The sequence below is a fragment of the Polynucleobacter sp. es-MAR-4 genome (assembly GCF_018882055.1).
In the GTDB taxonomy this organism is placed as follows: domain Bacteria; phylum Pseudomonadota; class Gammaproteobacteria; order Burkholderiales; family Burkholderiaceae; genus Polynucleobacter.
Map to the genome: position 1 here is coordinate 467,594 of NZ_JACVPF010000001.1, position 15,714 is coordinate 483,307.

The 15,714-nt window shown below is 47.7% G+C and carries 11 protein-coding genes; 5 read left to right on the forward strand and 6 right to left on the reverse strand.

Annotated features, from left to right (window positions below):
• Positions 1 to 46: 46 nt before the first annotated feature.
• From ICN16_RS02325 to ICN16_RS02350, 6 genes are all read right to left on the reverse strand, one after another.
• Positions 47 to 1,348: a Y-family DNA polymerase gene (locus tag ICN16_RS02325; RefSeq protein ID WP_216133526.1), complete on the reverse strand. Its 1,302-nt coding sequence runs from the start codon at positions 1,346 to 1,348 to the stop codon at positions 47 to 49.
• Complete coding sequence (locus tag ICN16_RS02330; protein ID WP_216133528.1) at positions 1,345 to 1,833, reverse strand: LexA family transcriptional regulator; 489 nt, start codon at positions 1,831 to 1,833, stop codon at positions 1,345 to 1,347. Before ICN16_RS02330 ends, ICN16_RS02325 begins: the two co-directional genes overlap by 4 nt.
• Before the next feature lie 264 nt (positions 1,834 to 2,097).
• Positions 2,098 to 2,598 carry a DUF1993 family protein gene (locus ICN16_RS02335; protein WP_216133530.1) on the reverse strand — a complete coding sequence of 167 codons (501 nt, stop codon included), beginning with the start codon at positions 2,596 to 2,598 and terminating at the stop codon, positions 2,098 to 2,100.
• A gap of 37 nt (positions 2,599 to 2,635) precedes the next feature.
• A complete protein-coding gene (locus ICN16_RS02340) occupies positions 2,636 to 3,475 on the reverse strand; it encodes a tetratricopeptide repeat protein (protein ID WP_255533564.1) in 840 nt (279 codons plus the stop codon).
• A 108-nt stretch (positions 3,476 to 3,583) separates the two neighbouring features.
• Positions 3,584 to 7,090: an exodeoxyribonuclease V subunit beta gene (locus ICN16_RS02345; RefSeq protein WP_255533565.1), complete on the reverse strand. Its 3,507-nt coding sequence runs from the start codon at positions 7,088 to 7,090 to the stop codon at positions 3,584 to 3,586.
• A complete protein-coding gene (locus ICN16_RS02350; RefSeq protein WP_216133532.1) occupies positions 7,087 to 10,071 on the reverse strand; it encodes a PD-(D/E)XK nuclease family protein in 2,985 nt (994 codons plus the stop codon). Before ICN16_RS02350 ends, ICN16_RS02345 begins: the two co-directional genes overlap by 4 nt.
• 118 nt (positions 10,072 to 10,189) lie before the next feature.
• Here ICN16_RS02350 and trxA point away from each other — a divergent pair, with 118 nt between their 5' ends.
• From trxA to ICN16_RS02375, 5 genes are all read left to right on the forward strand, one after another.
• The gene (gene trxA / locus ICN16_RS02355; protein ID WP_062309025.1) at positions 10,190 to 10,516 is read left to right on the forward strand and encodes a thioredoxin TrxA; all 327 of its coding nucleotides are present in this window, start codon (positions 10,190 to 10,192) and stop codon (positions 10,514 to 10,516) included.
• 219 nt (positions 10,517 to 10,735) lie between these two features.
• Positions 10,736 to 11,998 (forward strand): transcription termination factor Rho, encoded by a 1,263-nt coding sequence (gene rho / locus ICN16_RS02360; RefSeq protein ID WP_015421283.1) that lies wholly within the window; start codon positions 10,736 to 10,738, stop codon positions 11,996 to 11,998.
• 145 nt (positions 11,999 to 12,143) lie between these two features.
• Positions 12,144 to 12,488: a type B 50S ribosomal protein L31 gene (locus tag ICN16_RS02365; RefSeq protein ID WP_216133535.1), complete on the forward strand. Its 345-nt coding sequence runs from the start codon at positions 12,144 to 12,146 to the stop codon at positions 12,486 to 12,488.
• A 97-nt stretch (positions 12,489 to 12,585) separates the two neighbouring features.
• On the forward strand, positions 12,586 to 14,313 hold the full coding sequence (locus ICN16_RS02370) for a glycosyltransferase family 39 protein (protein ID WP_216133537.1): 1,728 nt from the start codon (positions 12,586 to 12,588) through the stop codon (positions 14,311 to 14,313).
• Between the two features lie 3 nt (positions 14,314 to 14,316).
• Entirely contained in the window at positions 14,317 to 15,708 is a 1,392-nt protein-coding gene (locus ICN16_RS02375; protein ID WP_216133545.1) for an MATE family efflux transporter, read from the forward strand.
• Positions 15,709 to 15,714 lie beyond the last annotated feature (6 nt).

A 15,714-nucleotide genomic window follows, 5' to 3' on the forward strand; every position in this document is an offset into this window, starting at 1 on the left:
TTATTTACTTTTTGCTTACTTGTTACTTGATTGGTTGATTAATTTTTTATCGCGCTACGGGTAACTCATCCCACTGCGTGGTGTAGTTCGGTGATCTATTGCCTGATCTCATTTGCCAGTCTTGCTTAGTTCCAGATGCTGCAGTTTTGATGGCGGCATTACCAAAGCGACTGTTGATGGAGTCCATGGCTTTCATCAATCCAGCAGACTTACCTTTGACCTCCATGTCATCAAATAAAGATTGCTGCATGGTGGGTTTGTCAGCCAAGAGATTGAGAATGACGCCCGCCTTCTTGTACTTAAAGCCTGTCTTGTAGATTTGCTTTAAGCCTTTCAATGCAGCGCTAGTGAGGGTTAGGGTGTTATCGCTTGGATCGCTCAGCACTACCGTAATGCTTTGGTGATGTTGTGGCTCAAATGGCTTATGTGGATTGGTTTGCACAAAAATAGTGAGCGCGCCCGTGACTGACTTTTGGCTTCTGAGTTTCTCAGCACCTCTTGCGGCATGGGTAGCAACAGATTCAGCTAACTCTTCCATGGAGGTCACCGGCTTACCAAAACTTCTTGAAGAGATAATCTGCTGTTTAGCTGGAGCCACTTCTTCGAGCTGCAGGCAAGATACGCCACGCAACTCGTAGCAAATACGCTCAACCACAACACCAAACTGTTGACGCATGGCTTGTGGTGATATTTGCACCAAATCAAATACGCTATTGATCTTGAGCTCTTTGAGTTTCTTGGCAGTCTTGCCACCAATGCCCCATACCTCACCTACCGCTGTCTCTGCCATCCATTGATAAAGCGCTTCTTTGGACATGGAGCTGATGTCACACACGCCAGCAAACTGGGGATTCTTTTTGGCTAAGTGATTAGCTAATTTAGCGAGTGTCTTGCTAGCACCAATACCAACGCATACAGGCAAGCCTGTCGTGTCTTTCACATCTTGCTTAATGATTTGACCTAAGCTGGTTGGGTCAGCATATTGCTTGAGTACGGTCTCGATTTGCAGAAAGCTCTCATCAATACTGTAGACCTCTAAATTGGGTGTGAACTTTCTTAAGACTTCTACTACCCTGCCGCTCATATCACCATACAAGGTGTAGTTTGATGAATAAGCTTGGATGCCATGTTGCTTAGCCAGATCTTTCATCTGAAACCAGGGTGTACCCATCTTCACGCCCAGCGCTTTGACTTCAGCGCTACGCGCTACTGCACAGCCATCGTTATTGGATAGCACTACCATTGGCACATCTTCCAACTTAGGAGCAAACACCCGCTCGCAAGATACGTAGAAATTGTTCACATCCACGAGTGCGAAGAGTTGATTGGTTTGACCAGCCTGGTTCATGCGGACCTCCCGTTTCTGCTGCTTGCGTGGCTGTACTTACGAACCACCCCAACGACTACACCCCAGATTTGGAGTTCGCTGTTCTCGTTAAAGGTAATGGGCTCGTAATTTGGGTTCTCTGGCTGGAGCTCAGTTTTGCCGCGCAATTGATACAAGCGCTTGATGGTGTACTCGTCGTCCACTACGGCAACCACTATGTCTTTATGTTTTGGCTTGAGGGCCTTATCGACCACCACCTTGTCACCGTCACAAATACCCGCGCCCATCATCGAATCACCCTTTACGGTGAACATGAAGGTGGCCGGCTTGTTTTGAACGAGGTAGCTGTTTAGGTCGAGTCCTTCCTCCGCATAATCCGCCGCTGGACTCGGAAATCCTGCTGAAATACGGTGACTCAGAAGCTTGAACTCATAGGTGCCATGAGCAGCTAAGGCTTGTGGGGCCTGGCTTAAGGTCACTTTTTGGGAGGTCATCTGAGTCGTCATAGGTATTAATATACTGTATGTTTATACAGTATATGCAAAAACCTTAAAAATGACGCTCTTTTTGTTGCTTTTGAGCTATTTGCCTAAATATTAGGCAATAAAAAACCACCCGCAGGTGGCTAATGTAGCGGGAGTAGCTAGTGGGTTTCTAGCAAAAAGCAAATGCCAGAATGGCTGGATCATCTAAGAATGCATTCGAGGTATAGATACTTGCCCGATACAGCCAGGCATGCCCTACTTCGATAATCTCGATTACTCGCTCCATTAGCCGAGGTAATCCGCTTTACCAAGCTCAACACCGTTGTGACGCAAGATGTTGTACGTGGTTGTAACGTGGAAGTAGAAGTTTGGAATGATCCAAGTGAGTACATATTGCTCACCTACGAATTCAAAGCTCCATTCTTTAATCGAGAACTTAATCTCTTTGGCTTCTGTGCCATCGATCTGCTCAGGCTTAATGCTATCCATAAAGGCAATCGTTTTAGCGATGCGTTCTTTTAATTGCGCAAGCGTGCTTTCGGTATCGTCAAATTTAGGCGCTTCAACACTAGCCAAGCGTGCCAAACCAAACTTCACTTGATCACAAGCAATTTGCACCTGCTTGGCCAAAGGGAACATATCTGGAAACAAGCGCGCCTCTACCAAGACCTTGCCATCGATTCCTTTTGCGGCTGCATGCTCTTCAGCCTTCGTCAAAATGGTGGTCAGATTAACCAGCATTTTCTTTAACTGAGGAACCGATGCTTGGTACATGGAAATTGCCATAAATACTTTCTTATATGAATACTAGATTGAGAGTGGATTAAACATCACTCATAAAGTCGCCACCACCGCTGTCATCCCACGAGCTTGCGCCACCATCATCCCAAGAGCTGGCATCACGTACACCAAAGTTTGGATCTAAAGACGCTGGGCCACCAACTTGATTTAAGTTAGGGTTGGAGCCGGCGTTGGAATGGCCATTATCGTGACCACCCATGAGGTTGCTTGCCAATGCTTGACCAGCATACATACCGGCACCCAATGCGGCACCAGTTGCAAGACTGCTCATCAAGCCGCTACCCATGCCGCCAGCTGGGGCACCAGGATACCCAGGAGTACCGGGGCCGCCAGGACCACCGGGATAGCCAGCTGGGCCACCTGGAGTTCCAGGATAACCAGCACTTGGTGCGTTGTAGACCTGCACTGCTTCAGCCTTACGACGCTTCATCACGATCATGACACCAATTACCAAGATGGCAATCAAACCCCAAAAAATTGGATTGCTAAAAATAGATGTCTGGCCAGCAGCAGGAATACCTGCGCCGCTTGCTAATTGCACTTGGAGCTTTTGCACAGACTCAGGTTGAGCAAATGGCAAACCAGGGGCTAAGTTTTGCGCTTTGATGAAATGATTACGCGCCGCTTCTAACTTACCCTCTTTAAGGTAAAGCTCAGAAGCTACGTAGTGCGCTTTGGCGCTATTAGGGTGGTTTTGCAGAACCTCTTTCATCATGGCATCGGCTTTAGCCATTTGCCCAGATTGCACGGCTTGATATACCTCAGGCAAAGTTGCCTCAGCAAATGCCGCATTGCTAGTTAGCAGTACCGCCGCTGCGAATACGCCAACGAATAAATGAATTACTTTACGAATTGTCATCATGACTCCTTGTAGGATGTTTCGTGTGAATTTCATTATCCCTAGTTTGGGGATTATTGCTATTCCCTACATATATAGGGTCTTTTAGGGGGATTTCAAGGGGTTTGTAGACTAGCTCATTTCCTTGAGCTCACCCTTGGCGGAGATTAAATACGCCTTAGCAGGCTTGTCCGGACGTATTCTGGTTAGCTCTTGTTTGTAGTTATTGAGTTGCGCACGGTATTTACTATGCGCCTCGCTACCCGCTTCAGGGATGGTGAGCTTGTAATCAAGAATAGCCAAGTGATCATCAAACTCCACTAGGCGATCCAAGCGGAAGCTTCTGCCATCTAGGCTCACAACATCAATCTCATTCCAGGCCTGCACCCACTGATTTGCTGTGAGGTATGGCTGGAGTTCTTGGGTATTCAGAACGGTGTTTGCCTGGTCCAATGCTTTGCTTGCCAACTCATGACCAATACCAAGCCAGCGGGCTATTTGATCCGCACTCATCGGTTCAGGACTTGTTGCACCAGTTTGATGGGCGAGATGCTCGAGTAAACGATGAAAGTGCACGCCCTCTTCCAATATTTTGGAGTTATCGGGTGCACTGTCATCGCCCTGAAAGACTTCGAGAGTCATACCGCTTTCAATATCTTTAAGCTGCTGCTCGTGACTCACCTTAGCGGCACCCCAGGAAAGCTCAAAGTCATCCATCATGAAACCCGTCGGATTATTTGGCTTTTGGCTTGTTGGTGCTGGGCTTATGTTGGTTGGTGGTGTGAATTGATCTTCGAGGGTGGCTAACTGACCTAGCATTGCCCTGCCATACCAAGACTTCTCATCTAGACCTGTAGGATTTTTTGCGGTGGGTGCTTTTGCCACACCACTAATCCAAAGCCCCTGCTTTGCTCTAGTCATTGCTACGTAGAGCAGATTCCAGTTCTCGTTCTTACCAATCAGTAGCTCACGTTCACGCACTTCTCTACGCGGATTGGTTAAGGTGGCCGAGGTATACATTGACAAATGACTAGGGCTTTCGTTCTCGGGCGGCCAATCCAATAAGACGCCGCGATGATCTGCCTTGCCTTCAGTATGGTTAGCGTCCAACATGATGACAAATGGCGACTCCAAGCCTTTTGCTCCATGAATCGTCATCATGCGTACTCGCTTATGCTTATCTTCCTCAGATAACTCACTCTCTTCATCGAGCTCAACGAGATCCACCTCCGCCTCAACATCACCCTCATCTGGAGTTTCATCATCGTCGCCACGGCGGATAGTATTGATCTCCTCAATAAAGCGACCCAGACTTGGGTAACGGCCACCATCTTGATTCAGTGCCAACTCCAGGAAGGCATCGAGGTTTGCTAAGACTTGTGCGCGGGCAATCTCTTGGGAAGCGCTTGCGTATTTAATGCGCAAATCACTTTCTTGATAAATGCGATCGAGCAAGTCATGCACTGGCAAGCGCTCACCTAGCATGCGCCAATGCTCCAAATAACGTGCCGCCTGCATCAGACTTACATCGGGACTATCTTGCAATGCATCCCACCAAGAGCGGTATTGATTCGATGCCATTGATTTGCTGAGAGCCTGCATTTGGCTTTCGGTAAATGCAAAGATCGGGCTTCTTAACACCTGCGCGAGTGGTAAATCATGGCGCGGCGTTACCAAGACCGTTAAGAGCGCAATGAGATCATCAACTTCTAGAGTATTGAGCAATCCACCCAGTCTTGAACTCTCGAATGCTAAACCCGCCTCACGCAGGGCGCGCTCAAATTGCGGAAGATACTTGCGGCGTTTAACCAATAATAAGAAATCACTCTCTCTAGCCTTGCGCCAGACTTCTTTACCATTGATACGATCGGCTACAGGGCGCGTCTCGATGAGGTACTGGATCAATGCGCTGACCTGCTGTCCCTCAACGTAGCGCTGAGTGACATCAGCAGTTTGTCGCGCATCCACAATCGCCTCTTCAAAGGCGTTGCCGGCTCTTTGCTCCAACTCTTCAGCTTCGTATTTCACTAAAGGCAATAAATAGGCTTCACCCTCATTTGAGTATTGCGTATTAGCAGCACTTCCTGCCGGCGCTTTCCACAAAGTATTTTGCGCGGTAAATGGATATGCCTGCGGCAATTGCTCAGTGCCAAAGATCTGATTTACTGCTTCGTTAATTTTTAGAGCATTGCGGCGGGTGGTGTTCTGATTTAATGAGGCCGCGTTCATTTCTTTTACTAAAAAAGCCTGCGCATCATTAAATAATCTCGGATCAGCCCGACGGAATCGGTAAATCGATTGCTTAGGATCCCCTACGATAAAGACGGTAGGCTTAGATTCATCCTGACCATAACCTTCTAGCCATGCTCGCAGAATCTGCCACTGCAAGGGATTGGTGTCCTGGAACTCATCCACCAGAATATGTTTGTACTTCGCATCCAGTCGAGACTGTAAATAGGCCGCATTAGCAGAATCTGCCATTAGTTGACTGACACCAATCTCCAGATCATCAAAGTCCCGCACACGCATAGACTCTTTAGTCGTATTTACGTGATCCAACATTGCGGCACTCATTGCGAACCAGGCTTCATTCAGGGCGTAGGCTTCTTGCTCCTTTTTCCAGGCAACAAATTCTAGGAATGCTGTTGCCCAAGCTTGCTTATAAGTCACATGCTCTAGCTCGCGATCTTGCTCACCCTCTTTTTTGAGATATTTCTTGAGGTCGCCTGCGGCTTTGTCATTCGAGGTGCGATTGCTGTCGTCTTGAGTCAAAAATACTGACTGCAGTGCGGAAGCCATCTCCATCACATCACCACCACTAGCCTTGAGATTGATGGCGGTTTGAATAATCGGCGCATAGGCCATTTCTGTGGCGCTACTATTACTAAAGCAGCGATGTAGAAACTCCAAATCTGCCTTAGCGTTGATGGCATCCCAAACCAAGTTGAGCGGATTATCGATCTTCAGTCTGGGCAAATCTGCTTTGAGTTTCTCGATGGGTGTAGTGCCATGAGCTTTACATGCTTGCGAGAAAAATACCCAAGCGCCTCTTTGTTTGAAGAGACTGTAATTGCTCATCAGGAACTTCTGGGTTTCACTTGCACCCAGCGCCTTTAGCAAGGTGTCGTAGTGCACTTGGATACCGTCAGGCAAATTACCCCACCAATCATCTAGACACTCTTCCTGCAATCGCTTCGCGTCTTCTCGCAAGCTAAAGCCCGGCTGTATGCCAGCTGAAATTGGCGCTGCACCTAAGAGTCTGCCAAACCAGCCATGGAAGGTATCAATCACAATGCCTTGTGGGTTTGCGAGAACTTTGGCATAGAGGGATTTGGCAGTAGGCAGCAATGCCTTAGCTTCATCAGCACTCAGACCGCGCTCAGTTAAATGCCCAATAAGTTGTTCCTCACTCGATTGAGAAAACTCCTCTAGCAGGCGATAAAGACGATCACGCATCTCTTGAGCCGCTTTACGAGTAAAAGTGAGTGCGAGGATTTCTTGAGGCTTTGCTCCCGCCAACAGGAGGCGAACCATTCGGGTGACTAATAGCCAAGTCTTACCGCTACCCGCACAAGCGGATACGATGACTGAACGATTGGGATCGCAAGCAATATCAACTGGGAACGTAGACTTACTCAACACATCCCCTTTCTGCAAATACCCCTAGCTTCGCAATACTGGCAAACGCTATCAGGTGCAAATGCTTTGAGAGGCTTTCCGGACCAAAGTGATTCCACATCTTCAGTAATTTGCTCAGAAAATTCTTGCATGAGTTCTGGCATTTCTGAAATGACTACAGAACGCTCAGCCTCATCCCCACCTTTTTTTACGTCGGCCTTTAAAGCAACCCACTCGGCTGCATTGACTGCGCGCCCGGGGATTTTCTTGCTCTCATTAGAAGCTCTGGCATAGATTAATAGCTGTGGATCATCCAACACCACTTCAGAGCGCCACTCAACTTTAGTGAGGCTCTGATTTTTATAGTCAATCACTGATGCAGCCTTAGGGTCATGAACGCTTACATCAAAGCGGTCCGCATAGCCCTCAATACGAATATGACGCTCATTGCCATCTACATCAGTGAATGGCAGATCAAAGCCGACCTTTACTTCAGCGTCGTAGAACTGCCAACCTTGACTCTCACGATCCAACTGCCACTGAATAAAACTCGGGATTTGCTTTTGCCAATCTCTCAAAACTCCCAAGACTCTGGCGTCACCCTCAATTAAACGCTTGAAGACCTGCTCAGAGATCAGTGTTAACTGTTCCCGCATCCAAGTACGACGTAATTCTGGATCGGTATTAATTGGCGAGGAGGATTTTTGCGCCTCGCTTTTCATAGCGTGATAGAAATTGCGCAAGATCTTGTGCAAAGTTTGACCAGCCAGCGAGGCATCAAAGCCCTCTTCAAAGCCTTTGAGTTTCCGTAGACCCAGCAGACTGCGCACATAGTAGCGATATGGACAGTCACGTAATGCTTTGTAAGCACTCGGACTCATCGAGACTGGCATTGGTAAATCTGAATCCAATGTTGCGGTAGCCATCTGTGATGGGGCTGCTATACCACTGCGAGGTGCAAATAGATTAGTGGCATTTTGTACTTGCCATTCCGGTAAATCTATCTGGAGTCTCTGAATCCAGGCGGATGGCCTTAGTGGCTCCCCACTCTTGCTCTTGCTTTGCCAAAGGAGATTAACACTAGGAAATGAGATGAGTAGCTGAGATAAATCTCGTGCCTGCTGAATAAATTGAGCCTCAATACTAGATCCACCTAAGAGTCGATTTAAAGCATCCGAGAAAAATAATGGTGGCTCAGAAAATGCAGGGAGTTGCTGCTCATCACAACCTACCATGACTACAGATTCAAATTCTCTAAAGCGGGTGGAGCTCAATGGCAAGATGCTCAAAGTAGCTTCTGCGCTTATGCCCTTCTCTTCATAAGAAGATTCTTCAATCACCGTCTTTAATAAACTCAACCACTCATTGAGGCGCATCGCTATTTGCTGATGCTCTGCATCAAAATCAAATGTTTCCAAGAGCTCAATCAATTGTTTGCCAGCGGAATCTTTTTCTAAACCCTGGGTCATTCCCATTTGAATCAGATCATCCATCAGGTATTGATGAGCAACAGCGCAGTTAATTTTGATTCCGCGCCAGCGATTCAATCGTCCACGAATGTTTTGTAGAAGCTCTAGTAGCAGCGGATTGGGTGCAGCTGAACCGTGAGAAACCGATGCCTCAATCGCCATATGAAAAGTTTCCCAGCCAGATTTAGCCTGGCTAGCAATCAAAATATCTTCGAGCTCTGCCACTAATCCATTTAAAGATTCTGCGTCACGCACAATGCTGGAACTAAGGCACTTTCCAAGATCTAAAAATGGATTTTGCAAAAACTCCAATAGGTCAGCAGCACTCGGACCCTCTGGCGGTGCACGCAATAACTCTAACCAACTATTGAGTGCCGCTGCCGCTCTGGTGGTGGATAACTTCCAACCCGTTTCATCTTGAATCTTGAGGGATGGGCCTAGACGTGCCAGCAATGCACGTGCCCTTCTGGCAACGAGACGGTCTTGCGCTACTAGGGCGATATTAGTTTTGCCCTCTATTAATTGTTGCTCAATGGTTTTAGCTGTTGCCCATGCTAACTCTTCAAATCGTTTAGCGGCAGTCAAATGCCAATGCTCTGGATTCGCGTAATCGATATTGCTTTGAATTGCCTGCAGCTTTTTCTCTTCGGGCATCTGAGGGCTTAATGCTTCCGCCCAGAGTGCAACTGAGTCCCAGTTCATCGTTACTTCAACTGCTGGGGCGTACTGTGCATAGTCCGCTAAATATCCTTGGATAAGCTGCTTCTCAATCGGAGTTGGGTCTGCAGTCTCTACCCAAATCAAAGGTCTTGTGCTTGCTTGTGAAGTTTTTTTGGCAGCCTCGAGATGGGCGGCCATAGCAAATTGTTTTCTGAAAGCAGGATTGCTTGGACTGGTGATGTATCTCCAAAATGTCAGTAGCACTTGCGCTTCTTGATCCACTACTTTTCTAGCTAGCGCTGGATATGCCTGACCAATAGTGCGATCCAATAATGGTTCAAGGGTCTCAATCCAAGATTGGGTATTTTGAGTGGATACTTCTTCTTGATTGCTAATCAGCTGATGCAGCTCTTGCTGAAGACTGGGTGCTATGGAATTGGATAAGGTATCGCAGGCCGCAATGATGGCTTGTGCCAAACCCCATGACCCTGCTTCGGTTTCTGCTTTAAACCAAGCTTGCAATTGTTTGTGTTTGCGCAGAGTTGCATATACAGACAACCAACGCTCTAGATCGGCTTGTTTCTTAGGAAACTTCCATGCGCCTGGTGCTGCTTCCAGCCAATCATTAAAACTCATGACTTGCGGCAGGAAAGTAATCTGATTTGGCAGATTGCTTGGACGGTACTTTTCTAGGGCGGCTCTCACCCCCATTAATGGGCCTGCCGTACTCAGCACCACCAAGGGGCGCTGGTTCGTTTGCACCGCACAACTCCAAATACCCTCGGCGAGCGACTTCAGAGCACTGGCACTAGGTGCTATTGCCCAAGCATGTGGCTGCTTTTGATCATTCAGGATTGGAAATGGGTGCGGCATTGAGGGTGGTTCTGGGGCTGGTTTTTTAGTATTTAGGCAGAAAGTGTGGCTTATTGCTAATATAAGCGTTGTAGCGCAATAACTATATAAAACTAAATAGACTAATTAAGGAATTTTCATGAGTGCCGGCATCAAATATGTAACTGACGCTTCTTTCGAGCAAGACGTTCTCAAGTCCGATAAACCTGTTCTCCTCGACTTCTGGGCTGAGTGGTGTGGTCCTTGCAAGATGATCGGCCCTATCCTTGAAGAGCTGGCTGGCGAATACGGTGACAAGATCCAAATCGCTAAGATGAACGTGGACGAGAACCAAGGCGTTCCTGCCCAGTTCAATATTCGCGGCATCCCTACATTGATCCTCTTTAAGAACGGCACTGTTGCTGCTCAAAAAGTAGGCGCTTTGGCTAAATCCCAGTTGACTGCGTTTATTGATAGTCATCTGTAAATAGTCTTAGATCACAGGTTCACTGGGTGAGCCTGTGGTTTTCAGCAGTTTTTAGTGTAGTATCTATTTCAACGCACTTTCAGTGCCCCGATTTCTAGCAATTTCCCCCCCTTCATTTAGCAAATACTCCCAAATTCTGTTTTTCCAATCTGTCTGATGTCCATCTAGACAGCGATATCCCAAAACACATCTACATCCTTATCTACACCCGAGAACCACATGCAATTATCTGAACTCAAAGTACTCCACGTATCCGCCCTGCTTGAAATGGCAGCTAGCCTAGAGATTGAAAATACGCAACGTATGCGCAAACAAGAGTTGATGTTTGCCATCCTGAAAAAGCGCGCTAAAGAAGGTGAATCTGTTTTCGGCGACGGCACTTTGGAAGTATTGCCTGACGGCTTTGGTTTCTTGCGCTCCCCAGATGCCTCTTATATGGCATCTCCGGACGATATCTATATCTCCCCTGCGCAGATCCGCCGCTTTAACCTGCACACTGGTGACAGCGTTGAGGGCGAGGTTCGTACCCCTAAAGATGGCGAGCGTTACTTTGCATTGGTTAAGGTAGACAAGATCAACGGCTTGCCTCCTGAGGCTTTAAAGAACCGCATCATGTTCGAGAACTTAACGCCTTTGCACCCAAATCGCGTTGTTCAATTAGAGCGTGACATCAAAGCTGAAGAGAATTTAACGGGCCGCATCATCGACATGATCTCCCCAATTGGCTATGGCCAGCGTGGCTTGATCGTGTCTTCACCTAAATCCGGTAAGACTGTGATGATGCAGCACATCGCTCATGCGATTTCTGCGAACAATCCAGATGCAATCTTGATCGTATTGCTGGTGGATGAGCGTCCTGAAGAAGTTACTGAAATGCAGCGGTCTGTTCGTGGTGAAGTAGTTGCCTCTACATTTGATGAGCCAGCTGTGCGTCACGTTCAAGTTGCCGAAATGGTGATTGAAAAGGCTAAGCGTTTAGTTGAGATGAAAAAAGACGTCATCATCTTGCTTGACTCGATTACCCGCCTTGCTCGTGCTTACAACACCGTCATCCCTTCATCTGGAAAGGTACTCTCCGGCGGTGTGGATGCAAACGCATTACAACGTCCAAAACGTTTCTTCGGTGCTGCACGTAACGTTGAAGAAGGTGGCTCACTCACCATCATCGCTACTGCCTTGATTGAAACTGGTAGCCGTATGGATGACCTCATCTACGAAGAGTTCAAAGGTACCGGCAATATGGAAGTTCACCTTGAGCGTCGCCTTGCTGAGCGTCGTGTTTACCCATCGATCAACCTCAACAAGTCTGGCACCCGCCGCGAAGAGTTGCTGGTTAAAGCTGAAAACCTCCAGAAAATCTGGGTTTTACGTAAATTATTGGCCGATATGGACGATATTGAGGCGATGAACTTTATCGTTGATAAGCTCAAATCCACCAAAAATAACGGTGAATTCTTCGATTTAATGCGTAAGGGTGGCTAATTTAGGCTCTCAGAGTCGGTAAAAGTGGGCTTTGTTGTTGATTTCATGGCATAATTTCGCTTTTACCGCTTTAATAATTTGCATTTAACTGGGTAAGTATTTGGGTCTTTGGACTTAAACGGCTGCCTGCTAATAGGACTTAATAATGAAACCTGGCATTCACCCCGAATATCGTGAAATCGTCTTTGTAGACGTTTCTAATAACTTCAGCTTCAAGACTCGCTCCACTATGTCTACTAAAGAGACAATCAAGTGGGAAGATGGCAATGAATATCCATTAGCCAAGATCGAGACTTCATCTGAGTCACACCCTTTCTACACTGGCACCCAGAAGATTATGGATACTGCTGGTCGTGTTGAGAAATTCCGTCAGAAATTCGGTACTAAAGCTGTTGCTAAAGCTTCCGGTGATGGCGCTGCTAAAACAGCTGAGAAAAAAGCTGCTGCTGCAGAAGCTAAAGCTGCTGAAAAGCCAGCTAAGAAGAAGTAATAGGCTTACTCTCCAAAGGGGCTGGGTAATTACTACTCACCCTCCCCTGCGAGATAATCAAGGCAGCGTTTGCTGCCTTTTTTATTGCTAGTTTTATATGGTCAAACTCACCGCCGCCGCCACCACCTCGATTCCACGCATCATTATTTTTGCGTTGACTTTGGTCTATGGTTTTGCCGGCCTCTTTGCGCGCGATCCCTGGAAGAATGAAGATGCAATCGGATTTGGTGGTATGTGGGCCCTACAGAGCGGTAAAGCACTTGACTGGATTGTTCCGCATCTTGCGGGACGCGATGTTTCTCTTGGTGCACCCTTTCCCTATTGGCTAGGTGCCACACTGATGGATCTATTTGGTCCGTTGATTGGCATGGCAAATGCCGCACGACTTTACGCAGCAATCTGTTTCTTTGCTGCTGCTCTAGCTATTTGGTATGCGACCTATCTATTGGGGCGTCGCCCAGAAGTCCAGCCGATGGTCCTAGCGGTTGGTGGTCAGCCTGGCCGCAAAAACTACGGCATGACTTTAGCCGATGGTGCGCTGTTAATTTTCTTAGCCTGCGTCGGTCTTGCACAGCGCGCACATGAGACTACGCCAATGATGGCGCAACTCATGGGTATTAGCATTGTCTTGTACGGCACAGTACGTGGCTTAGATAAGCCATGGCAAGGCGGCTTATGGACTGGTCTTGGCATTGCCATCGTCGCCCTCTCAAGCAATCTCACACTCAGCTTAATCATTGTGAGCTCCACCATCATCGCCGTCATTGCAAGCAACGCTAAGCTACGGTTTCGTTGGACTTTAACCAGCACGGTTTTAGGCTTGATTGGTTTTGCAATTTGGCCTGCGCTTTGGTATTTAGGTAACCTCACTCCCGAGTGGCGCCACATCGCTGAAGAAGGCTGGCGCAATATGCCAGAAATGCGCGCCACACCATCAATTGAGTCACTTGGATTTTTAAGCGTCAACTTTTGGGCTTATGCCTGGCCCGTTTGGCCATTAGCCATCATCTCCCTCGCTCACTGGGGACGAGTTAAAGAAGCAGGTCAATGGCGCGCTCCCCATCTTTGCATACCACTCAGTTTATTTATTGGCTGCCTGATTTATGTTCTGTTCCGCTTAGAGGCAAACGAACATGACCTCATCATTTTGATTCCAAGCCTATCAATCATTGCCGCATTTAGCCTACCGATTCTCAAGCGTAGCCTGATTAGCTTCATCGATTGGTTTGCGATGTTTAGCTTCACCATGATCGCTTTGGCTATTTGGATTATTTGGCTCGCTAAGGTCACTGGCTTCCCAGAAACGACCGCCGCCAATTTGGCGCGAATCTTGCCAGGCTTTCAGGCGCAGTTTGATTACATTGGCTTTGTGATTGCCCTCATCATTACCGGCGTTTGGTTGGCGATTGTGCGCTGGAGAACTTCTCGCGCTCCAAAAGAAATTTGGCGCTGCCTCATCATCTCCGCCTCCGGCACCACATTAATGTGGGTCTTATTGATGACCTTATGGTTGCCGACGATTAATTACGCAAAGACCTATCGCTATGTATCCGATCGACTGGTACAAGTTATCGCCAATACACCTGGATGCATTGATACCAGCAATCTTGGCCCCGCACAGTTAGCTTCATTTAGCTACTTCACCAAACTCCCTTTGCGTGATGACCCGAGTTGCAATCTCATGCTGACTCACAGCTCTTCAGAGGCCAAGGCATACGCTAGCCTCAACAAAAAGAAAATTGAATTACTTTGGGAAGATCGCCGCGCATCTGACCGCGATGAGCGCTTGCGCCTCTATCAAATTACTCCCGCCGGCAAAGAATAAAACGTGTTGCACTTTAAATTATCGCGTTTGCGCGAGGATATCCCCTCTCTACTAAAACTAGCTGGCCCTTTACTGATTGGTCAGCTCGCTGTCATTACTTTCGGCGTACTGGATACCGCCATGACGGCACGGTACTCTGCCGATGACCTAGCGGCACTGGCGATGGCGTCAGCTATCTTTATTAGCATCTATGTTGGCCTCACTGGTGTAGTCTCCGCCCTTGCCCCAATTGCTGGGCAACTGTTTGGCGCCAAGCGTTTTGGCGAGATTGGTGAAGAGGTGCGTCAAGCCACTTGGCTAGCCTTAGGTTTAACTGTATTGGGCGGCGCCATTCTGCTCAATGCGGATTACCTTCTACAAATCTCTCAAGTCACACCAGACATTGAAGGCAAAGCCAAGCTATATCTCAATATTCTTGCCATTGGCCTACCGGCAAGCATGGCAATGCGCGTGCTCATGGCTCTGCATAACGCCGTTTCTAGGCCAGCAGTTATCACCGTAGTGCAACTGATTGGCTTAGGCTTAAAGCTACCGCTCAATCTGTTATTCATCTATGGTGGCTTAGGCATTGAAGGTATGGGTGGCCCTGGCTGTGCAGTAGCTACTGTCATCATCAATTGGTTTTGGCTCATCATCACCCTTGGCTTTGTGCTCTTTGATGGCTTTTACAAACCATTTAAGATCTTTGCCCGGTTTAGCTGGCCCGACTGGCATCGCATCTGGACTCTTTTGAAATTAGGTGCACCGATTGGCTTTAGCTACTTGATTGAAGTGACCTCGTTTACGTTTATGTCACTCTTCATCGCGCGTCTAGGGACTACCGCCTTAGCCGGACATCAAATTGTGGCCAATATGGGAACAGTAATCTATATGGTTCCCCTGTCCCTATCCATTGCAACCATGACGCTAGTTTCTCAATCGATTGGGGCCAATAAGCAAGAACGTGCCGAAGAGATTGGCTGGTCATCCGTTTTCTTTACAACCACCTTGTGTGTTTCGATTGGTATTGCAGTATGGATTTTTAGAGTGCAGCTGCTAGATCTATATGACCCACCAGAAGAGGTGAAAGTATTTTCCATCCCGCTCTTTTTGTTTATTGCTTTTTATCAAGTGTTTGATGCCTTGCAGATTACTGCAGCATTTATTCTGAGGGCGTATCGTATTGCCTTTTGGCCTATGGTCATCTATGCCGGTTCACTCTGGGGCGTCGGCCTGGGTGGCGGCTACTTGATGGGCTTTAATGTATTTGGCAATACGCCAGAGTTTTTACAGGGCGCAAATGGCTTTTGGGCTGGCAACAGTATGAGCCTGGGATTAGCCGCCCTGCTCTTGCTCTACCTCTTTAGAAAAACGGCGGCGCGCTTTGAGAAAACGCATCCGCCGGTCGAGGTTTAATGAAAG